The organism is Candidatus Polarisedimenticolia bacterium, from assembly GCA_036001465.1.
Taxonomy (GTDB): Bacteria; Acidobacteriota; Polarisedimenticolia; order Gp22-AA2; family Gp22-AA2; genus Gp22-AA3.
Genome location: DASYUH010000013.1, coordinates 153415 through 173489 on the forward strand (window position 1 = coordinate 153415; position 20075 = coordinate 173489).

The 20075-nt window shown below is 68.2% G+C and carries 17 protein-coding genes; 9 read left to right on the forward strand and 8 right to left on the reverse strand.

Going from position 1 to position 20075, the window contains the following annotated elements; all coding sequences use genetic code 11:
• Window positions 1–115: 115 nt before the first annotated feature.
• Genes tmk through VGV60_02910 form a run of 4 tightly spaced genes read left to right on the forward strand, consistent with a single transcriptional unit; the run spans window position 116 to window position 5484 of the window.
• Window positions 116–784, forward strand: a complete 669-nt coding sequence (gene tmk, locus VGV60_02895) for a dTMP kinase (protein ID HEV8700199.1) — start codon at window positions 116–118, stop codon at window positions 782–784.
• On the forward strand, window positions 781–1914 hold the full coding sequence (locus VGV60_02900; protein HEV8700200.1) for a hypothetical protein: 1134 nt from the start codon (window positions 781–783) through the stop codon (window positions 1912–1914). Before tmk ends, VGV60_02900 begins: the two co-directional genes overlap by 4 nt.
• 4 nt (window positions 1915–1918) lie before the next feature.
• Entirely contained in the window at window positions 1919–3661 is a 1743-nt protein-coding gene (locus VGV60_02905) for an ABC transporter ATP-binding protein (protein HEV8700201.1), read from the forward strand.
• A complete protein-coding gene (locus tag VGV60_02910) occupies window positions 3658–5484 on the forward strand; it encodes an ABC transporter ATP-binding protein (protein HEV8700202.1) in 1827 nt (608 codons plus the stop codon). Before VGV60_02905 ends, VGV60_02910 begins: the two co-directional genes overlap by 4 nt.
• Here VGV60_02910 and VGV60_02915 read toward each other — a convergent pair.
• From VGV60_02915 to aroC, 3 genes are all read right to left on the reverse strand, one after another.
• A complete protein-coding gene (locus VGV60_02915) occupies window positions 5443–5811 on the reverse strand; it encodes an MGMT family protein (protein ID HEV8700203.1) in 369 nt (122 codons plus the stop codon). The two genes, VGV60_02910 and VGV60_02915, sit on opposite strands and share 42 nt — an antisense overlap.
• A 32-nt stretch (window positions 5812–5843) precedes the next feature.
• Window positions 5844–6023, reverse strand: coding sequence for a DUF5989 family protein (locus tag VGV60_02920; GenBank protein HEV8700204.1), 180 nt, complete (start codon window positions 6021–6023; stop codon window positions 5844–5846).
• Window positions 6024–6185: 162 nt separating this feature from the next.
• Window positions 6186–7355, reverse strand: coding sequence for a chorismate synthase (gene aroC, locus VGV60_02925; protein HEV8700205.1), 1170 nt, complete (start codon window positions 7353–7355; stop codon window positions 6186–6188).
• 174 nt (window positions 7356–7529) lie between these two features.
• On the opposite strand from aroC, the gene VGV60_02930 reads away from it, so the two are divergent.
• The 3 genes from VGV60_02930 to tsaE are packed head-to-tail and all read left to right on the forward strand — an operon-like array spanning window position 7530 to window position 10237.
• A complete protein-coding gene (locus VGV60_02930; protein ID HEV8700206.1) occupies window positions 7530–9131 on the forward strand; it encodes an NAD(P)H-hydrate dehydratase in 1602 nt (533 codons plus the stop codon).
• Complete coding sequence (locus VGV60_02935) at window positions 9128–9787, forward strand: GNAT family N-acetyltransferase (protein ID HEV8700207.1); 660 nt, start codon at window positions 9128–9130, stop codon at window positions 9785–9787. The genes VGV60_02930 and VGV60_02935 overlap by 4 nt, the downstream gene beginning before the upstream one ends.
• Before the next feature lie 6 nt (window positions 9788–9793).
• Window positions 9794–10237, forward strand: a complete 444-nt coding sequence (gene tsaE / locus VGV60_02940) for a tRNA (adenosine(37)-N6)-threonylcarbamoyltransferase complex ATPase subunit type 1 TsaE (protein ID HEV8700208.1) — start codon at window positions 9794–9796, stop codon at window positions 10235–10237.
• Here tsaE and guaB read toward each other — a convergent pair.
• The 3 genes from guaB to VGV60_02955 all read right to left on the reverse strand — a co-directional run bounded on the left by guaB (window position 10222) and on the right by VGV60_02955 (window position 15527).
• The gene (gene guaB, locus VGV60_02945; GenBank protein ID HEV8700209.1) at window positions 10222–11682 is read right to left on the reverse strand and encodes an IMP dehydrogenase; all 1461 of its coding nucleotides are present in this window, start codon (window positions 11680–11682) and stop codon (window positions 10222–10224) included. The genes tsaE and guaB overlap by 16 nt on opposite strands.
• 46 nt (window positions 11683–11728) lie before the next feature.
• Window positions 11729–14425, reverse strand: a complete 2697-nt coding sequence (gene secA / locus VGV60_02950) for a preprotein translocase subunit SecA (GenBank protein HEV8700210.1) — start codon at window positions 14423–14425, stop codon at window positions 11729–11731.
• A 199-nt stretch (window positions 14426–14624) separates the two neighbouring features.
• Window positions 14625–15527 (reverse strand): M23 family metallopeptidase, encoded by a 903-nt coding sequence (locus VGV60_02955; GenBank protein ID HEV8700211.1) that lies wholly within the window; start codon window positions 15525–15527, stop codon window positions 14625–14627.
• Between the two features lie 364 nt (window positions 15528–15891).
• Between VGV60_02955 and VGV60_02960 the strand changes: the two genes are divergently transcribed.
• A complete protein-coding gene (locus VGV60_02960; protein ID HEV8700212.1) occupies window positions 15892–17004 on the forward strand; it encodes a glycoside hydrolase family 3 protein in 1113 nt (370 codons plus the stop codon).
• Between the two features lie 3 nt (window positions 17005–17007).
• Here VGV60_02960 and VGV60_02965 read toward each other — a convergent pair whose 3' ends face one another.
• Entirely contained in the window at window positions 17008–17898 is an 891-nt protein-coding gene (locus VGV60_02965) for a phosphoribosylaminoimidazolesuccinocarboxamide synthase (GenBank protein HEV8700213.1), read from the reverse strand.
• Window positions 17899–18114: 216 nt separating this feature from the next.
• Here VGV60_02965 and VGV60_02970 point away from each other — a divergent pair, with 216 nt between their 5' ends.
• Window positions 18115–19305 (forward strand): ABC transporter substrate binding protein, encoded by a 1191-nt coding sequence (locus VGV60_02970; protein HEV8700214.1) that lies wholly within the window; start codon window positions 18115–18117, stop codon window positions 19303–19305.
• A 7-nt stretch (window positions 19306–19312) separates the two neighbouring features.
• On the opposite strand, the gene VGV60_02975 is transcribed toward VGV60_02970, so the two are convergent.
• The gene (locus VGV60_02975; GenBank protein ID HEV8700215.1) at window positions 19313–19999 is read right to left on the reverse strand and encodes an MgtC/SapB family protein; all 687 of its coding nucleotides are present in this window, start codon (window positions 19997–19999) and stop codon (window positions 19313–19315) included.
• Window positions 20000–20075 lie beyond the last annotated feature (76 nt).

Sequence of the window (20075 nt, forward strand, 5' to 3'; positions counted from 1 at the left end):
CGGCTCGTGCCGGACCGGCTCGCGGTGTCGCCACGTCGGTCTGTGCTACCATGCGCTCCCTGCACTCCGCCGCGGCCCGCCGCAGCGTTCACGAACGCGAACGACCCCGGAGACCATGAGCGAAACGCCCCGGACCAGCCGATTCATCACCTTCGAGGGAGTCGAGGGGTCGGGCAAGACGACCCAGATCCAGATGCTCTCCAACCACCTCGAAGAGCGCGGCATCGATCATCTCCTGACGCGCGAGCCGGGCGGCACGCCGATTGGCGATCAGATCCGGAGACTGGTGCTCGACCCCCGGAACGCCGACATGACCCCGATCTGCGAGCTGCTCCTGTACGCCGCCGCCCGGGCCCAGCACATCGAGCAGGTCATCCGGCCGGCCCTCCTTTCCGGAAGGCTCGTCCTGTGCGATCGGTTCAAGGACGCGACCATGGCCTACCAGGGATCGGGACGCGGCATCCGTCTCGACCTGATCGACGCGCTGCACGGGCTCGAGAACCTGGCGATCCAGCCGGACCTGACCATCCTGTTCGATCTTGAGGAGGACACCGCCCTGAAGCGGGCGCGCGTCCGCGACCACACCCGGACGAACGACGAGACCCGCTTCGAGCGGGAGTCCCTGGAATTTCACAAGCGCGTCCGCTCCGGTTATCTCGACATGGCCCGCCAGGAGCCGGGACGCTTCGTCGTGGTGGACGCGCACGGCACCGTGGAGGAGGTGCATCACCGGGTCATCGAATCGATGGACCGCTTCCTCACCACGCGGGGGGCGCCGGAATGAGCCCGCTGCGCGTCCTGCCGATCGAGGATTTCGTCGTCGGGCAGGCGCGGGCCGCGTCCGCCCTGCAGCACGCCCTCGAGGCCGGCCCGCTCTTCCCTTCTCTCGTGTTCCACGGGCCGGGAGGAGTGGGCAAGCTGACGGCGGCCCTCCTCCTGGCGCGGGCCCTGCTCTGCGAGGCGCCGGGAGAGAGACCCTGCGGCGCCTGCCGTTCGTGCCGGCACATCGGCGACCATTCGCTGGTCCACGCCGACGTGCGCCTGGCGCTGCCCGAGAAGAAGTCGGACTTCGATCGAGAGAGCTCCGGCGCCGACGAATCGTCCGGCGTCGACCCCCAGGAACTGCAGGCGGAGGCGATCCGAAACCCGGTCTGGTCGGTCCTCATCGACCGCCTGCGCCAGGGAATCGCGTTTCTCCAGCGCCGGCCCTCGGAGTCCCGGCACCGCATCCTGATCGTGGACCAGGCCCACAGGATGGAAGCGGCGGCCGGCAACGCCCTGCTCAAGACCCTCGAGGAGCCGCCGGCGCACGCGCTCATCATCCTGCTCACCTCCTCCTGGCATGCCCTGCTCCCGACCATCCGCTCGCGCTGCCAGGCGGTCCCGTTCCAGCTCGTGCCCCGGACCGTGATCGTCAATTACCTGGTCGAGCGCCGGGAGCTTCAGGCGGAAGAGGCGGTCCTGCGCGCCGGGCTGTCGGGCGGGCGGATCGGCGCGGCGCTCGACCTGGACCTGGAGGGATTCCGCGCGAGGCGCGACGCGCTCCTGGCCATCCTCGACGAGCTGGCCGGCCGCGGCGACCCCGGGCTGGCGGTGGCGCGGGCCGAGGCCATCGTCCAGGCCGGAGAGTCGGTCGAGGCCGACCTGGACATCCTGATGTCGCTGCTGCGGGATCTCATGATCCTCGGCGTCTCCCCCGCCGACGAGGCGCGCCTCATCCACGTCGACATCGCGCCCCGACTCCGGGACCTTGCGGCGCGGCTTGCGGGGCGCGCCGGGGCGGCTCTCGGCGATCTCGAGGCCACCATCGACTCGATCCAGAAAAAGGGCAATCGCCAGCTCCTCGTCGAGAACTTCCTGATCGGCCTTCTCCCGGAAAGCGCACGGCCGCCGCGCGATTTCGCCCGAACCTGAACGCGTGTCCCTGATCCTCCGACACCTGCGAGCCAACCTCCGGGCCTTCGTCCTGGGGTTGCTCTGTCTGGTCGCGACCAGCGCCCTCACGCTGTACGTTCCCTGGCTCCTCAAGGAGGCCATCGAAGCGCTGCACCGCGGCTCGCCGATGCGCCAGGTGACCCTCGACGTCGTGCTGATCGTGGGGGTGGCTGCGGTCCTGTGCGTGATCCGGACGTGGTCCAGGCTCCACATCCTGGGCGCGTCGCGGCGCATCGTCTGCGACATCCGGAACGACGTCTACGCCCACCTGCTCACGCTCCCCGCGTCGTTCTACGCCCGCAGGCGGACGGGCGAGATCATGTCGCTCATGGTGAACGATCTCATGCTCGTCCGCTCCCTCTTCGGTCCCGGAATCCTGAACGTCCTCAACGTCGTCCTTCTCTATTCGGCCGGATTGACGCTCATGGCCCTGCTCGACCCTGTCCTGACCCTGGTCGCCGTCCTCCCCTATCCGTTCCTTCTCGCCGGCGTGTTCAGGGTGAGCCGATCGATTCACAAGCGCAGCAACGCCACGCAGGAGCAGCTCGCGGAGATCAGCAACAAGGCCCAGGAGACGCTCAGCGGCATCAACATGGTGAAGGCGTTCGCGCGCGAGTCGGGGGAGGCCGACGCCTTCGATCGCCTCAGCCTCGAGTACCGCCGCCGGTCGCTCCGGCTGGCCAGGAGCCGCGGCCTGATCGTCACTCTCATGGGAGGCCTGGGGGGCGTGAGCACGATCGCGGTCCTGTGGCTGGGGGGACGGCACGTGATCGAAGGCTCGCTGAGCCTCGGCGGCCTGGTCGCGTTCACGTCGTACCTCGCCCTCCTGGCCGGCCCGACCGTCATGATGGGCTGGGTCCTCGGCGTGTTCCAGCGCGGCCTGGGTGCCATCGCGCGGATCGAGCAGATCCGGGCGATTCGAACCGATCTGCCGAGCGATCTCGCCCCCGGCCCCGGCCCCGAGGTGCGCGGGACGGTGTCGTTCAGCGGCCTGGATTTCTCCTACCCTCAGGGCGACGGGCCGGCGCGACCGGTCCTGCGCCGCATCGACCTCGAGGTCCCGGCCGGCACGACCCTGGGGATCGTCGGTCGCGTCGGATCGGGGAAGTCGACCCTGGTGCACCTGGTGGCGGCGGTGCACCCGGTCAAGGACGGGATGATCCGGATCGACGGCCGCGATCTGAACGGCATCCCCACGGGTCACCTGCGCGAGCATCTCGCGGTCGTTCCTCAGGAAACCTTCCTCTTCTCGCAGACGATCGCCGACAACATCGCGCTCGGCGCCCCGGGGACGCCGCGCGGGAGGATCGAGGCGGTCGCCGGAGTGGCCCAGATTACGCGCGATCTGCGGGACCTGCCCGATGGGCTGGACACGCTCGTCGGCGAGCGCGGCGTGACCCTCTCGGGCGGGCAGCGGCAGAGGATCGCCCTGGCGCGCGCCCTCCTGCTCGACCCCCGCATCCTCATCCTGGACGACGCGCTGAGCAGCGTCGACGCCGACACGGAAGAGGCCATCCTGGCCGGCCTCAGGGACTTCATGCGGAGCCGCACCACGTTGCTCGTGTCGCACCGGGTGTCGACCGTCCTGCGATCGGATCTCATCGTCGTCCTGGAGGACGGGCGGATCGCCGAGCACGGAACGGCCGACGCGCTTCTCTCGCGGGACGGCCCGTTCGCCCGCATGCACCGGCAGCAGCAGATCGAACGGGAGCTCGAAGCCCTGTGACGGCCGCGGGCCGGCACGAGGAGGAGGTCCTGGGCAAGGCCTACGACGCACGGCTGGTGCGGCGTATGGCGGGGTACGTCAGGCCGGAGTCGCGCCTGATCGGCGCCTCGGTCCTCCTCATGTTCGTGGTGATGGGGGCGCAGCTTCTGCAGCCCTACCTCATCAAGATCCTGATCGACGATCACATCCTGGAGAAGGAGGCACGGGGCGTGACCGCCCTGGCGCTTCTCTACCTGCTGGCCCTCACGGTCGAGCTGGTGGCCCGCTACGCGCAGCTCTACTCGATGGAGGTCACGGGCCAGAACGTCATCCATCGCCTGCGCGATCGGGTGTTCCGGCACATGGTGTCGCTCGACTCGGCGTTCTTCGACCGGTATCCGGTCGGCCGGCTGATGACCCGCGTGACGACCGACATCGAGTCGCTCGCGGACCTCTTCTCGTCGGGCGTCGTGTCGCTCCTGGGAGACAGCGTGAAGCTCATCGCCATCGTGGCCATCCTCTGGTGGCTCGACTGGCGCCTGGCCTGCGTCGCGTTCGCGATCTGCCCGGTCCTGTTCCTGCTTTCGGTGCTGTTCCGCGGGCGCATCCGGCAGGCCTACCGGGACGTGCGGCGCCGCATCGCCAGGATGAACGCCTATCTGCAGGAGTCGATTTCGGGGGTGCTGCTGGTGCAGCTGTTCCGCCGCCAGACGGTGAGCCGCCGTGAGTTCGCCGCCGTCAACGAGGACCATCGCGACGCGGATCTGCGATCCGTGGTGTACGAGTCGGCCTTCTCGGCCATCATCGAGCTGGTCGGCACCGTGGCCGCGGCCCTGATCCTCTGGTACGGCGGCGGCCAGATCCTGCGCGGTGCTTTGACCTTCGGGACGCTGGTCGCTTTCCTCGAATACACCGCCCGCTTCTTCGGACCGATCCGGGACCTGTCCGGCTTCTACGCGGTCCTGCAGGCGGCGATGGCGTCGCTCGAGAGGATCTTCGCCCTCCTCGACGAACGGCCGTCGATCGCCGCGGCCGCGGTGGAAGCACCGGTGCCGGCTCGCGCCCAAGGGCGGATCGAGTTCGAGCAGGTCCGGTTCGCCTACCGCCAGGGGGAGGAGGTCCTGCACGGCGTCAGCCTGCGCGCCGATCCAGGCGAGCGTGTGGCGATCGTCGGCGCCACCGGCTCGGGGAAGACCACCCTGATCAAGCTTCTCATCCGGCTCTACGACCCCGTGTCGGGCACCATACGGATCGACGGCCGGGACATCCGATCCCTGCCGCTCCCCTTTCTGCGGCGCCAGGTCGGCGTCGTGCTGCAGGACCACTTCCTCTTCACGGGCAGCGTCGCCTCCAACATCGCGTTCGCCGATCCGTCGCTCCCCCGGAGCTCGGTGGAGGCGGCGGCCCGGGCAGTCCATGCCGATCGCTTCATCGAGAGACTTCCCGGAGGCTACGACGCCGAAGTGCGCGAGCGGGGGGGCAACCTGTCGACGGGGCAGAAGCAGCTACTGTCCTTCGCGCGGATCCTGGCCGCCGACCCCGCGATCCTGGTCCTCGACGAGGCGACCTCGAGCGTGGACACCGAGACCGAGCTGCAGATCCAGGTGGCCCTTCAACGGCTTCTGAAGGGGCGCACGTCCCTGGTCATCGCCCACAGGCTGTCCACCATCATCGGCGCCGACCGGATCCTCGTGATGCACCACGGCCGCATCGTCGAAGAGGGAACGCACCGCGCGCTTCTCGATCGTCGCGGCATCTACCATCGCCTGGTCCAGCTGCAGTTCGATCCGGGCGGGCCCCCGTCAGGGCCGGCGCCGCTCCCCTCGCCAGAGGTATCGCCCTAGGTCGATCCGCCCGGAGCGGGACACGGCGATCCCTTCACGTCTCAATGCGGCGGCCTGGCGCCGGACCTCGGCGCCCAGGGCACCGCCCCGCGGACTGATCTCTCCAAGGGCGTTGATGACCCGATGCCAGGGGACGCGGCGCCCCTGGACCCTGGCGCCGTCGGGAATGGCGCGCAGGGCCCACCCGACGGTTCGCGCCCCGCGCTGCAGCCCTGCCATGCGCGCGATCTGACCGTAGGTGGCGACCCGGCCGCGCGGCACCCTGGCCACGACCCGCCACAGGCGCAGGAAGGTCGTCTCATCATACGAGGTCTTCCGGATGGTCATGGGAGCGGCGTCCGGCCTGGTCCCCGGGCTTCTCAGAAAATCGTGTAGATGAACGGAGCCAGCGCGGAGCCCTGAGTGAGAACAATCAGGAGACCGAGGAGCAGGAGAAGCGCGACGATCGGAGCCAGCCACCACTTCTTGCGCACCCTCATGAATGCCCAGAACTCCGTGAGCAGACTCAGTCTCGAAGCGATTCGCTGTGAGAGTCTCATCGTGCCGCATCCCTCGGGCTGCGATTCGTTCCGGCTTCTGGGACGGCCGCGTGCCGGATGACCGTCGCTGCGCGCCGTAGGGAAAATGTACCCGGGGGATCCTGCCGTGTCAAGGTCACTTGGGGGCAGCAGGGCCGGAGGCCCCGCGGTGAAACCCGCTCCTCAGTAATCCCGCAGCTGTTGCAGGTAGCCGCGGTGGTTGCGGGTGATTTCCTTCATCGAGTCCCCGCCGAATTTCTCGAGGAACGCTTCCGCCAGGACGAAGGCCACCATCGCCTCCCCCACGACGCCGGCGGCGGCGATGGCCGAGACGTCGGTGCGCTCGACCTGGGCCTGAAACTCCTCCTTGGACTTCAAATCCACGCTGTGGAGCGCCTTGGGCAGGGTCGAGAGCGGCTTCACGTAGACCCGCAGGCGAATCTCCTCGCCGTTGGTGATGCCTCCCTCGATGCCGCCGGCGTGGTTGGTCCTGCGGTAGAAGCGGCGCCCTGTCGGATCGTAATGAATCTCGTCGTGGAACTCCGAGCCCATCCGGGTGGCCGCCTCGACCCCGTCCCCGACGGACACCGCCTTGATCGATTGGATGGAGCACAGGGCCGCTGCCAGGCGCGCGTTGAGTCGCAGGTCCCAGTGCCGGTGACTCCCGAGACCGGCCGGGACGCCGCGGGCGACGACCTGGAACGAGCCGCCAACGGAGTCCCGCGAGGACATCGCCCGGTCGATCTCCTCGATCATCTTCTGCTCGACCTCCCGGTCGGCGCAGCGGAGCGCGCTCCCCTCCGCCGCGGCGATCTCCTCCCAGGTCATTTCCCGGCCAGGGGACAGCGCGACCGATCCGAGCGCCACCGTGTGGCTGATGACCCCCACGTCGAACGCGGCGAGGAGCTTCCGGCACACGGCCCCGACCGCGACCCGGGCCGTGGTCTCCCGCGCCGACGCCCGCTCGAGGATGTCGCGCGCGTCGTCCGCGTCGTGCTTCAAGGCGCCGGCCAGGTCCGCGTGCCCCGGCCGGGGCCGGGTCACCCGCTTGCGCTCGAGGTCGTCGGCTTCGACCGGCTCGATCGCCATCGGCTTCTGCCAGTTGGTCCAGTCACGATTGGCGATCTTGAGGGCGATGGGGCTTCCGATCGTCCGTCCGTGTCTCACACCCGAGAGGATCTCGACCCGGTCCTGCTCGATTTTCATGCGGCCGCCGCGCCCGTAGCCGTGCTGCCGGCGCTTCAGCTCGGAGTCGATGTCGGCGGCCAGGAGGGACATCCCGGACGGGATTCCGTCCAGGATGGCGACCAGCGCCGGCCCGTGCGATTCTCCGGCGGTCAGGAAACGCAGCATGGCTCTCTCCGGAAGCCCCGACCCGCAGTCGATCGCGGCGAATCGAGACAGCCCGCGATTATCGTTGACCGGTCGCGCGGGTGTCAACGTGGGCTCGATTCACGACCTCTCGACACGGCTTGATTCCGCCCTTCTACCTGTGTAAAGTGAGCCCCTTCCCGGAGGTCGATGGCCGTGGAAATCCTGACATCGCAACAGATGCGCCGCATCGACCGGCGTGCGGTCCGGACGTACGGCCTGCAGGAAACGGTCCTCATGGAGACCGCCGGGCTGCGCGTCCTCGAAGTCCTGAAGGGCCTCGAAGCCCATCTGGAGTCCCGCCGCATCCTGCTGCTGTGCGGCAAGGGGAACAACGGTGGGGACACCTTCGTCCTGGCCCGCCACCTCCGAAACGGCGGCATCCCGTTCTCCGCCCTGCTGTTCGGGCGGCGGGAGGACGTCCGGGGGGCCGCTGCGACCCATCTCAGGACCCTGGAACGGATGGGAATCGCCCCCACGGAAATCCGCGGCGCCGCCTCGTGGAAGGCCGCCCGGAGACTCCTGGACGCGTCCGACCTGGTCGTGGACGGCCTCTTGGGGACCGGATTGTCGCGCCCGGTGACCGGTCTCCTGGCGCGCGTGTTCCAGGAGGTCAATCAGGCGCGCCCCCTCGTGGTGGCGGTCGACATCCCGTCCGGCCTGTCCGGTGACACCGGCGAGGTGCCCGGACCCTGCATCAAGGCCGATCACACCGTGACCTTCGTCCGCCCGAAATTCCCGCACGTCTTCCCTCCCGCCGAGGCCCTGTGCGGCACGCTCCATGTCAGGGACATCGGGATTCCGGACGAGGCGATTGCCGCGGAGAAGGTCGATCTCGATCTCCTGGACGTGGAGGGTCTCGCTCCTCTCCTCCCGCAACGCCGCCCGGACAGCCATAAGGGGGATTTTGGGCACGCCCTGGTGATCGCCGGATCGCGAGGCAAGGGGGGGGCGGCGCGCCTGGCGGCTCTGGGGGCCCTGCGCGCCGGGTGCGGCCTGGTCACCGCCGCCGTGCCGGCCGGCCTCCAGTCGGGATTCGTCTCCCGGGCGATGGAGGTCATGACCGAGGGGCTTCCCGAGACCGCTGAAGGAACCCTGGCGGCGGCCGGCATCGATCGCCTGCTCGGTCTCCTCGAGGGGAAGCAGGTGGTGGCGATCGGTCCAGGGCTGACCACCAACCCCGAGACGCGAAGGCTCATTGACGAGGTCGTGCTGCGGGCGCGCGTCCCGGTGATCCTGGACGCCGATGGCGTGAACGCCTTCGCCGGCTGCACGGAGCGCCTCTCGGGGAGGAAACGCCCCCTCGTCCTGACGCCGCACCCCGGAGAGATGGGAAGGCTCGTCGGGATGCCGGGGTCACGCGTGCAGCTCCAGCGGCTCGATCTGGCCCGTGGTTTCGCCCGCCGCCATGCCTGCCACGTCGTCCTGAAGGGGCACAGAACCCTCGTCGCGTCCCCCTCGGGCCGCGTCTCGGTCAATCCGACCGGCAACCCGGGGATGGCCACGGGGGGATCCGGCGATGTCCTGACCGGCCTTCTGGCAGGCCTCGTCGCGCAAGGGATCGAGGTGGGCGCGGCGGCACGGCTCGCGGTCTACCTTCATGGCCTGGCGGGAGATCTGGCGGCGGCCGAGGTGGGGGAAGGGCCGCTCATCGCCCGGGACATCCTGCTGCATTTCCCCGCGGCCCTGCAGCGGCTGAAGCCCTCTCGACCGCACGACCGGCACGACGCGCTTCCGAACGCCCGGAGGATTGGATGAAGAACGGCCAGGACTCGACGATGGGGGGTCAGCGCTCCTCGACCCACCAGGACAGCCTCGCGCGCGGCATTCCCCGGCCCTCCCCGAGACGTCCGGCGGGGCAGACGGCCGCTAGGCCGGCGGTCCTGCGGGTGGTCATCCGCCCCGCCCGTCCCGACGATCTCGAGGAGGCGACCCTGATCGAGCGCCGGGTCTGGGGCCGCCTGGGCGCGTCGCTCAACGAGCTCCAGAGACGCCTGTTCGCGCTCCCGGAGGCCTTCCTCCTGGCCGAGCTGCAGCGGCCGGGCCAGTCGCCGCGGCTCGTCGGCCTGACCAACGGCCTGCTCTGGACGCGCGATTTTCCGCGCACCTATCTCGAATACGAGCGCGCCCTGCCGTCCGCCTCGCACAATCCTCGCGGGGATGTCCTGTACCTCGCGTCACTCGGGGTGGATGCCGACCTGCGCGGCCACGGCATCGGCCTCAGGCTCCTGCAGGAAACGATCGAGGTCGGCAGGCGGCGCCACCTGAAGCAGGTCCGGCTGATCGCCAGCAGCCGTTCCCGGCCCCTGTGCGAGCGCGCGGGGCTCACGTTCGTGCGTCCCCTGCCCCGGCTGTTCCGGCAGCACCGTGACCTGATGCCCCAGCCGGTGCTGATGGAACTCCTCTTCTCCTGACCGGGGATGCCGGGCCGGTCCGTCCTCAGCCGCAAGGAAGACGAAACGCGCGCCGCGGGGGAGTTGCTCGCCCTCACCTTGCGCTCCGGGGACACCGTCCTGCTGACTGGAGATCTCGGGATGGGGAAGACCGTGTTCGCCCGGGGGATCGCTGCGGGGCTGGGTGTGCACCCCGGTCAGGTGCGATCCCCCAGCTTCACGCTCGTGAACCTGTATCACGGGCGCCTGCCCGTGTACCACATCGATCTCTACCGCGTGGAGAAGATCGAGGACATGGACGAGCTGGGGCTTGAGGAGATCCTGGGAGGAGAAGGAGTCGCCATCGTCGAATGGGCCGAGCGCCTGGGACCCTACCGCCCGGTCCAGGCGGTGGAGGTCCAGATCGTCGACCGGGGCGGGCTGGAACGCGAGATCCGGATCGACGACCGGCGGGGTCACTCCATCCGATAGTTCGGGGCTTCCTTCGTGATCACCACGTCGTGGGCGTGCCCTTCCCGGAGCCCCGCGGAGGTGATGCGGATGAAGCGTGCCTCGCGCCTCAGGGTCTCGATGTCCCGGGCGCCGCAATAGCCCATCCCGGCGCGCAGGCCGCCCACCAGCTGCGGCATCAGGCCCTGCAGCGACCCCTTGTGCGGCACCATCCCCTCGATCCCCTCCGGCACCAGCTTGTCCTCCGTCGCCTCCTGGAAATAGCGGTCGGCGCTGCCCCGACGCATCGCCCCGATGGAGCCCATGCCGCGGTAGGCCTTGAAGGTACGGCCCTGGAACAGGATGGTCTCGCCCGGTGACTCCTCGGCGCCGGCAAACAGGGACCCGATCATGACCGAGGAGGCGCCGGCCGCGAGCGCCTTGGTGATGTCGCCCGAGAACTTGATGCCGCCGTCGGCGATCAGCGGAATGCCGTGGCGCCGGGCGGCGAGGGCGCATTGCGAGATGGCGGTCACCTGGGGGACCCCGACGCCGGTCACCACGCGTGTCGTGCAGATCGATCCCGGGCCGATGCCGACCTTGACGGCGTCGACTCCGAGCTTCATCAGATCCTCCGCCCCCTCCTCGGTCGCGACGTTGCCGGCGGCGAGATCGACCCCTGGAAACGCCTTCCGCAGGACGCGCACCATGTCCATCACGCCGGACGAGTGGCCGTGCGCCGTGTCCACGACCAGGAGGTCGGCGCGCACCTCCACCAGCGCCCGCGCCCGTTCGACCTCGTCCGGGCCCACTCCGACCGCCGCCCCCACGCGCAGCCGGCCGAGGCCGTCCTTGCACGCGTGCGGGTACTTGATCATCTTCTGGATGTCTTTGACGGTGATCAGCCCCTTCAGGTGGTATTCGCGGTCGACGACCAGGAGTTTTTCGATCTTGTGCTTGTGCAGGATCGTCTTGGCTTCCTCGAGCGTCGTGCCCACCGGAACCGTGACCAGGTCCTCCTTGGTCATCACGGCCGACACCGACAGGTCCGTGCGGGTCTCGAAGCGCAGGTCGCGGTTGGTCAGGATGCCGAGGAGGCGCCCGCCACGGTCGGTGACCGGCACCCCCGAGATCTTGTACTTCTGCATGAGATCGAGCGCGTCGGCGATCTTCTGATCCGGGCGGATGGTGACCGGGTCCACGATCATGCCGCTCTCCGAGCGCTTGACCTTGTCCACCTCCCCCGCTTGGGCCTCGATCGGCATGTTCTTGTGGACGATGCCGATGCCCCCCTGCTGCGCCATGGCGATCGCCAGGCGGGAGTCGGTGACCGTGTCCATCGCCGCCGACACGAGGGGGATGTTCAGCCGGATGTTGCGCGTGAGCTGCGTCGAGACGTCGACCCTGCTCGGCAGCACCTCCGAACGGGCGGGCAGGAGGAGCACGTCGTCAAACGTCAGCGCCTCGGGGATGGGGCCTTCCAGCATTCTCTGCTCCTCGGGCGCCGGCGAGAGCGGGCGCCCGCCGGTGATTCTATACCCGCACTCCGTGGGGAGCGGCCGGACGCGCCGCGGTGCCGGTCCCCTCCTCCGAACCATGGCACTTCTTGTACTTCTTGCCCGAGCCGCACGGGCACGGATCGTTCCGACCCACGCGGCCGGCGGGACGCTGAACGGGCTGCGGGGCCTCCTTCGCGGGGGCGGTGTACGTCAGGTCGCGCTCCCGCCTGACGCGCATCTCCCGCTGCTGGGTCGCGACCTGCGCGTCCATGCGCCAGAGGTTCATGATGATCTCGTCCTCGATCCGCTCCTTCATCAGGCCGAACATGGCGAAAGACTCCTTCTTGTACTCGGTGAGCGGGTCGCGCTGGCCGTAGCCGCGCAGGCCGATCCCCTCCTTGAGGTGGTCCATCGCCAGGAGGTGGTCCTTCCAGGCGGTATCGATGACGTACAGCATGAGGGCGCGCTCGTGCTGGCGCATCGCCTCTTCGCCCAGGGCGCGCTCCTTCTCCTCGTAGCGCGCCAGCACGTGCGTCCGGAGCCGTTCGTGCAGATCGACGGCATTGATCGTCTTCCAGTCGATCCCCACGGCCTGCACGTCGATCCCGAAGTAGCGCAGCAAACCGTTCCGCAGCTCGTCCGGCTGCCACTCCTCCGGCTCGACGTTCGGGTTGCAGCAGGAGTCGAGGAGGTAGTCCAGGATTTCCTCCCCCTTCTGCAGCAGGTACTCCTTCTGGCCCTTCCCCTCGAGGAGCTCCCGGCGGAGGCGGTAGATCTCGGTGCGCTGCTTGTTGTTGACGTCGTCGTACTCCAGCAGGTGCTTGCGGGTCTCGAAGTTGCGCGCCTCGACCTGCTTCTGGGCGCGCTCGATGGCGCGGGTGACCATGCCGTGCTCGATTGGCACGCCCTCTTCCATGCCGAGCCGCTTCATCAGTCCCGAGATCCGGTCCGACCCGAAGATGCGCATCAGGTCGTCCTCGAGCGACATGTAGAACCGCGACGACCCCGGATCCCCCTGGCGCCCGGCGCGGCCGCGCAGCTGGTTGTCGATGCGCCGCGCCTCGTGCCGCTCGGTCCCCAGGATGTGCAGGCCCCCCAGGCCGACGACCTGGTCGTGCTCCGTGACGCAGCGCCCCTGGTGCCGTGACATCCGATCCTTCCACTGCTCGGGGGTCACCGTGGCGGGATCGACCCCTTCCTCGACGATCTCCCGCCGCGCCAGGAATTCCGCGTTGCCGCCCAGCAGGATGTCGGTGCCGCGCCCCGCCATGTTCGTGGCGATGGTCACCGACTTGAGGCGCCCGGCCTGGGCGACGATTTCGGCCTCCTTCTCGTGGTACTTGGCGTTCAGGATGACGTGCGGGATGCGCTTCTTCTTCAGGAGCTCGCTCAGCTGCTCCGATTTCTCGATGGAGATGGTGCCGACCAGGACCGGTTGACCTTTCCCGTACAGGTCCTCGATCTCCTCCACCACCGCGGTGAACTTCTCCTTCTCCGTGCGGTAGACCACGTCCGGAAACTCGATCCGGATGAGCGGCCGGTTGGTCGGGATGACCATCACCTCGAGGCGGTAGATTTTGTCGAACTCCACCGCTTCGGTGTCGGCGGTCCCGGTCATCCCGGCGAGCTTCCCGTACATGCGGAAGTAGTTCTGGAAGGTGATCGTGGCGAGAGTCTGGTTCTCCTTCTGGACCCTGACCTTCTCCTTCGCCTCGACCGCCTGGTGCAGCCCGTCGCTCCAGCGGCGCCCCGGCATCAGCCGGCCGGTGAACTCGTCGACGATCAGGACCTGGTCGTCCTTGACGACGTAGTCGACGTCGTTCTTGAACAGGACGTGGGCGCGCAGCGCCTGGTGCACGGCGTGGTTCAGCTCCATCTCCGCCGGGTCATACAGGTTCTCGACGTGCAGGAACTTTTCGGCCTTCTCCACCCCCTCCTCGGTCAAAGCCGCGGTGCGCGACTTTTCGTCGACCGTGTAGTCCTCTTCCTTCTTGAGGCGCGGGATGAGGGTATCGGCGCGGGAGTAGATCTCGGTCGATTCCTCCGAGGGGCCCGAGATGATGAGGGGCGTCCGGGCCTCGTCGATCAGGATCGAGTCGACCTCGTCGACGACCGCGAAATGGTGGCCGCGCTGCACCATGGCGTCGAGCGAGTACTTCATGTTGTCGCGCAGGTAGTCGAAGCCGAACTCGTTGTTGGTCCCGTAGGTCACGTCGGCGGCGTAGGCGGCCTTGCGGCTGGCGTCGTCCATGTCGTGCTGGATGACTCCGACCGACAGGCCCAGAAAGCTGTAGATGGGGCCCATCCAGGCCGCGTCGCGGCGGGCCAGGTAATCATTGACGGTGACGACGTGCACGCCCTTCCCGGACAGGGCGTTCAGGTAGGCCGCCAGGGTGGCCACCAGGGTCTTTCCTTCGCCGGTCTTCATCTCGGCGATCTTCCCCTGGTTCAGGACCATGCCGCCGATGAGCTGCACGTCGAAGTGCCGCATGTTCACGGTGCGGCGCGCCGCTTCGCGGCACAGGGCGAACGCCTCGGGGAGGATGTCGTCGGGCGACGTGCCTGCGGCGATCCGGCCCTTGAGCTCCAGGGTCTTCGCCCGAATTTGCTCGTCGGAGAGAGCGCGGACGGAAGGCTCGAGGTCGTTGATGGTCTGGACGCGCGGCTGGAGACGCCTGAGCTCGCGCTCGTTCTTGGTGCCGACGATCTTCTTGAGGATGGTGTCGATCAGCATCGGGATGTGGGTGACGACCTCCGCCCCCGAAGGGGCCTGAACCCTGGGAACGAACTGTGGTGGGGTCGGATCCAGGGATCGCCGCGCCCGACGCGGCCTGCCGGGACCGGGTTTCGGGGCTCCTCGACCCGGCCGCACTGGCCGCAACTATAGCAGAACGCAGGGGGAAATCAAAGACACAGCGGGGCTTGGGAGCCTAGAACGCCCGGTACTCTTCCAGGATGTACTTGATCGGGTCGACGTTCCTCTGGTGCACCAGAAGCTCGTAGTGCAGGTGCGGCCCCGTGCTGCGGCCGGTCGTCCCGACCGTGGCCACCACGTCCCCCCGCTTCACCCGCTGCCCTACCTTGACGTTGTAGGACGCCAGGTGGCCGTAGCGCGTGATGATCCCGTACCCGTGCGAGATGAACACCGAGTTGCCGAACCCCCCCGCCGGGCCTGCCTTGGTCACGATGCCGTCCGCTGGAGCTACGACCTGCGTGCCGATCGGCGCCACGAGGTCGAGCCCCTGGTGGAAGTCCCGCATCCCCGTGAAGGGGTCCCGGCGCCAGCCGTAGCCGTTCCCGAGGAGGCCGTGGACCGGGTAGATGCTCGGCGTGGACGACAGGAGGAGCGACTGCTTCTGGAACGCCATGTCGAGGACCCGGAAGGTGTCCTGCAGGACGCCGGAGCGCTCCCGCAGGGTATTGATTTCCGCCTCGATGACCGCCTGGGATGCCTTGGGAGAAAGCCCCTTCAAATCGAAGGAGCTGCCGCCCGCCGCCATTTGCTGGGCCGGATTCTCCTCGACCCCCGCCAGCATGGCGAACTTCGTCGCCTTGGCCTCGAACTCCGCCAGGCGGCCGCGCAGGTCGGCCAGGGACTCGTCGAACTTCTCGCTCGCCTTCTTCAGCTCCGAGTTCTCCTTGGCGAGCTTCTGCATGCCTGCGGACAGCTGGGTGGCGCGCAGCAGGTAGGTCGGGAACATGAGGCCGGCAATGAAGATGAGCCCGAGGAAGATGCCCGCCCCGATCAGGAAGTTCCGGGATATCTTGAGACGCCGGAACTTGGCGGCGGCGTGAGGGACGATCATGATGGTGTAGAACTTCTTGCTGGACATCACCCGACCTCCCGACTCAAATCCGCAGAAAGGCGGTGGATGCTACCATCGCCTCTCAGGCAAGTCAAGGAAACTCCCTTCAAAATCGACCGCAAGATGCAGTGACCTCTAGGCTTTCGACCACCATATATGTGGCTTTATGACTCCAGTCTGCTCCACAAAAATTGTTAAGATATGCGTTTTTAACTAATCGCAATATAAACAACCTATCTCACATATCCACAACGGCAATCTAGGCTCCACGAGAGGGTGGGTCAAGTTCCATTACGAAATCGTCACAGAAAAAGCTCCCAGGAGCCTCCCTCAAGAGACGGACAGGCTCCCTGGTTGCGGGCCTTGGGTCCATCGGATAGAGTACCCTTCGATGTCCGTCGGCGCAGACCTGTCGCTCGAGGAGAGGATCGGCCAGCTCTTCTGGATAGGCTTCCAGGGGACCTCCCTCGGGCCGGAACTCAGGGCCCTTCTGGACCAGGTTCGCCCGGGTGGCCTGATCCTGTTCTCCCGCAACATCGAGAGCGCCTCCCAGGTCCGCTCATTGACCGACGACCTGTACCGGGCGGTGCGCGTCCCTCCGTTCATCGCCCTCGACCAGGAAGGGGGCCGGGTCAACCGCCTCAAGCCGATCGTCGGGGCGATCCCGCCCAATCTCGAGCTTGCCGGTCGTCCCGACGCGGGGGCGGCGGTCAGGAGACATTCCCAGGCCACGGCGCAGGCGCTCAGGAGCCTCGGCTTCAGCGTCAATTTCGCCCCGGTGCTCGACCTGTCCGATCGCGACCCGCGCAATGGCATCGGCGATCGGGCCTACGGCCATGATCCCGGGGTCGTCTGCCGGCTGGCCCGGGCGTTTCTCGAGGCCCATCTGAGCGCCGGAGTCGTTCCGGTCGGCAAGCATTTCCCCGGACTGGGGTCGGCACGCGCCGACACCCACCTGACGCTGCCGGTCATCCAGAAGTCGCGGGCCCGGCTCTGGGACGAGGACCTGCTCCCCTACCGGCGGCTCCGAAGGAAACTCCCGGCCGTCATGGTCGGGCATGCGCACTATCCCGCCATCCAGGGGCCCGCCTCGGCGCCCGCCACCCTGTCGCGCCCGGTGGTGGACACCTTCCTTCGGAAGAAGGTGGAATACGGCGGGCTGATCCTGACCGACGACCTCGAAATGGGGGCGGTGGATCAGACCCCCGGTGGCGGCCTGGCTCTGCGCGCCCTGGCCGCGGGTCACGATGGCCTCATGTTCTGCAGCTCGGAGGTGAAGATCCGCGCGGCGCACGCCGAGCTGCTCGCGGCCGTACGGGAGGGGGATGTCGGGGCCGCCCGCATCGGTGCTTCGGTCCGCCGCATGCTCCGGCTGAAGAACCGCTTCCTCGTGAGGCGCCGCCGGGCGCCGCATGCCCCGGAGAGCGTCGATCGCAGCCGCCGGCTGCTGGCCTCCCTGGGTGGAGGGGCCGATTCCGGGGTCGACCCGACCGCTCGGAGCTGAACTCTATTCCAGGGGTTGACCCGTCAGGCGCGTGAAAATATCGACATAGCGCCGGCTGGCTCCCTGGACGATTTCATCGGGGAGCCGGGGCGCCGGCGGATTCTTGTCCCAGCCGATCGATTCCAGGTAGTCGCGGACGTACTGCTTGTCGAGGGATGGCTGGGCGCCGCCTTCCCGGTAGGTCTCCTTCGGCCAGAAGCGGGACGAGTCGGGCGTCATGACTTCATCGGCCAGGACCATGCCGTCCCGGTCGCGCCCGAATTCGAACTTCGTGTCGGCGATGATGATGCCGCGCGATTCGGCGTGCTCGCATCCCTTCCTGTAGATCTGCAGGCTGAGGTCCCGCACGCTCACGGCGGTTTCGCGCCCCACAAGGTCCACCACCTTGGCAAAGGGGATGTTCTCGTCGTGCCCGGTGACCGCCTTGGTGGACGGCGTGAACAGGGGCTCCGGCAGGCGGCACGACTCCTTGAGCCCGGGAGGCAGCCTGAGGCCGCAGACCGATCCGGTCTTCACGTACTCCTTGAACCCCGATCCGGCCAGGTAGCCGCGCACCACGCATTCGACCGGCAGCATGTCGAGCCGGGTGACCAGGACCGACCGTCCTTTCAGGATTTCGGCATGCCGGCGCAGCAATCCGGGAAAGCGCTCGACCCGGTGTTCCCGAAGATGATTGCGCACCAGGCCCGCGGTCTTCCCGAACCAGAAGATGGAGATCTGGTTCAGGACCTTCCCCTTGTCCGGTATGCCGTTCGGCAGGATGTGATCGAACGCCGAGATCCGATCGGTCGAGACGATGAGAAGCGCGTCCCCCAGATCGTAGTTGTCCCGGACTTTTCCGCGACTGAGAAGCCTCAGGTCCGGGAATTCCGACTGCACGAGCGGGGCGGTCATGCGCCTGGTCTCCGTGTCGTCGTTCGAGGCTGCGCATCCTAGGATCTCTTCCGCGCGCGTGTCAATCCAGGCGCGGCGCATCCCCCGCTCGAAGCCCGGGCGCCGATTGACCTGCCAGGCGGTCCAGGCATATAAGGGCTCCATGGCATGCGGGCCGGTGCGTCCATTCCTCGCGTCCGGCTGTCGGGTGCCCTCGCGGGCACCGTGGAGGTCTCCATGATGTCCACACACGGGTCTCGGATCCTGGCGGCGATCGCGATGCCGCTCGCCGGCCTGCTTTCCCCTTCTTCCGCCGTCGCCCACGTCGAGGTCGCGACCATTGCGGGAACCGTCGCCGACTCCGCCGGGAATCCGCTGGCGGGGGCCCGGCTGCTCCTCGCGGGAGACGGGATCGGCCCCTCGTGGGCCATCACCGACGCCCGCGGGCGGTACCGCTTCCCGGCCCTCTCCCCGCATCACGTGTGCTCCGTGACCGCCGAGCGCGACGGCTTCCGATCGATCCAGTACGAGGGGATGGTGACCGAGCCCGGACGCACGCGCCGGATGGACTTCAGGCTGAAGCGCCCCAACGAGCGCGACATCGCCGCCCTGGTGACCAAGGACCCCTTCCCCTACGACGAGTTCCTTCGGGGCCTCGCGGCGCGGGCCGGGAGCCCGGTGCGCGTGATCGATCTCGATCGCGAAAGGGACCCGGCCGAGACCGTCCGAAGGATCGGGGCCGAAAAGCCGGACCTGATCGTGGCCGCGGGCCTGCGGGCCGCCCGCCTGGTGCGTCGCGAGATCCGGGACATTCCTTCGATCCTGACCCTGATCACCGACGCGCGGCGGCACGACTTGAAGACCGACACGATCGGCCTGCTGCTCAACCAGCCGGATGCCGATCGACTGATCGAGCGGGTGTCGGGCGTTCTCCCGGCCCTGCGACGCGTGGGGATGGTCTACCAGGCGGACACGTCGTCGCTCCTGGTGCACGATCTGCGCGAGGCGGCGGAGCGCCGCGGGGTGCAGGTCGAATTCCGGCTCTGCCGCGCCATCGGAGACCTCCTGCCGGCCCTGAACAGCCTGCGGGGACGGATCGACGCCTTGATCGTGCCCGACGACGAGCTGACCTCCATCCCGCGCGCCCGCGAGGTGATCACCACGTGGGCGATCAAGAACCGCCTGCCTCTGGCCGCCCCGACCCCTGAATGGGCGGAGCAGGGCGCCCTGCTCTCCTACGGCGCCTCGTACGAGCGCCTCGGCGAGGAGACCTCGAGTCTGGCGAATCGGGTGCTGAGCGGCGCGCTCCTGCCGGGGGACATCGAGGCGCTGCGGGCGGGAGATCCCGAGCTGCTGGTCAACCGGGACACCGCGAAGCGGCTGGGGATCGAGATTCCTTCCGGAGCCCGGGTGGACACGATCTTCTGAGGAACGCTCAGCGCAGGGGCCGGACCTCGCGCACCCCTTCGATCTTCCACAGCTCGCCCAGGATCTTCTTGTGCTCGCGGTGCGCGTCGCAGTAGGGCACCGTCAGGACCACGTGGTCGTCCGCCCGGCGGAGGTGGAACGACTCGAGCGGCCGCCCGAGGGAGCGCAGGGCGACCTCGATCTCGCGGCGCGTCCGCCCGTTGTCGTCGTCGAAGGCGATCTGGCAGTCGTGGTAGGTGCAACGGCTGAAGACCCGCCGCTCGACCAGCCCGAGACCCACCAGGACGACCAGGATGATCCCGGTGGTGATCAGCGCGATGATCCCGTAGCCCGCCCCGATCGTCATGCCGACGGCCGAGACCACCCAGATCATGGCCGCCGAGGTCAGGCCGATGATTCGCCCGCGCGACTGGATGATCGTCCCGGCGCCGAGGAAACCGATCCCGGTCACGACCTGCGCCGCGATCCGGCCCGGGTCGCTCGGCCGGTCCGCCGCGATCACCATGGCGACTTTCGTCGACAGCCACATGAAGAGCATCGACCCCAGGCAGATGAGGATGTTGGTGCGGAACCCGGCGGGCTTGTCCTTGATCTCGCGCTCGACGCCGATGAGCCCGCCGCACACGATCGCCAGGAGCGCCTTGACGACGAAGTCGATCACCATGGGGCTCGTCAGATCCCAGGACTCGGGCACCATCGTCTCCGTCCTTCCGTTCCTCGAAACACCCCGAGGGTCGACGGTATAATTACATCCTTTCCCAGGGGGATGC

Excerpts from the sequence above, each read along its gene's own strand:
- tmk (HEV8700199.1), top strand. The coding sequence starts at position 116 with ATGAGCGAAACGCCCCGGACCAGCCGATTCATCACCTTCGAGGGAGTC.
- VGV60_02900 (HEV8700200.1), top strand. The coding sequence starts at position 781 with ATGAGCCCGCTGCGCGTCCTGCCGATCGAGGATTTCGTCGTCGGGCAG.
- VGV60_02915 (HEV8700203.1), bottom strand. The coding sequence starts at position 5,811 with ATGACCATCCGGAAGACCTCGTATGATGAGACGACCTTCCTGCGCCTG.
- VGV60_02920 (HEV8700204.1), bottom strand. The coding sequence starts at position 6,023 with ATGAGACTCTCACAGCGAATCGCTTCGAGACTGAGTCTGCTCACGGAG.
- aroC (HEV8700205.1), bottom strand. The coding sequence starts at position 7,355 with ATGCTGCGTTTCCTGACCGCCGGAGAATCGCACGGGCCGGCGCTGGTC.
- VGV60_02935 (HEV8700207.1), top strand. The coding sequence starts at position 9,128 with ATGAAGAACGGCCAGGACTCGACGATGGGGGGTCAGCGCTCCTCGACC.
- tsaE (HEV8700208.1), top strand. The coding sequence starts at position 9,794 with ATGCCGGGCCGGTCCGTCCTCAGCCGCAAGGAAGACGAAACGCGCGCC.
- guaB (HEV8700209.1), bottom strand. The coding sequence starts at position 11,682 with ATGCTGGAAGGCCCCATCCCCGAGGCGCTGACGTTTGACGACGTGCTC.
- VGV60_02955 (HEV8700211.1), bottom strand. The coding sequence starts at position 15,527 with ATGTCCAGCAAGAAGTTCTACACCATCATGATCGTCCCTCACGCCGCC.
- VGV60_02960 (HEV8700212.1), top strand. The coding sequence starts at position 15,892 with ATGTCCGTCGGCGCAGACCTGTCGCTCGAGGAGAGGATCGGCCAGCTC.
- VGV60_02965 (HEV8700213.1), bottom strand. The coding sequence starts at position 17,898 with ATGACCGCCCCGCTCGTGCAGTCGGAATTCCCGGACCTGAGGCTTCTC.
- VGV60_02970 (HEV8700214.1), top strand. The coding sequence starts at position 18,115 with ATGATGTCCACACACGGGTCTCGGATCCTGGCGGCGATCGCGATGCCG.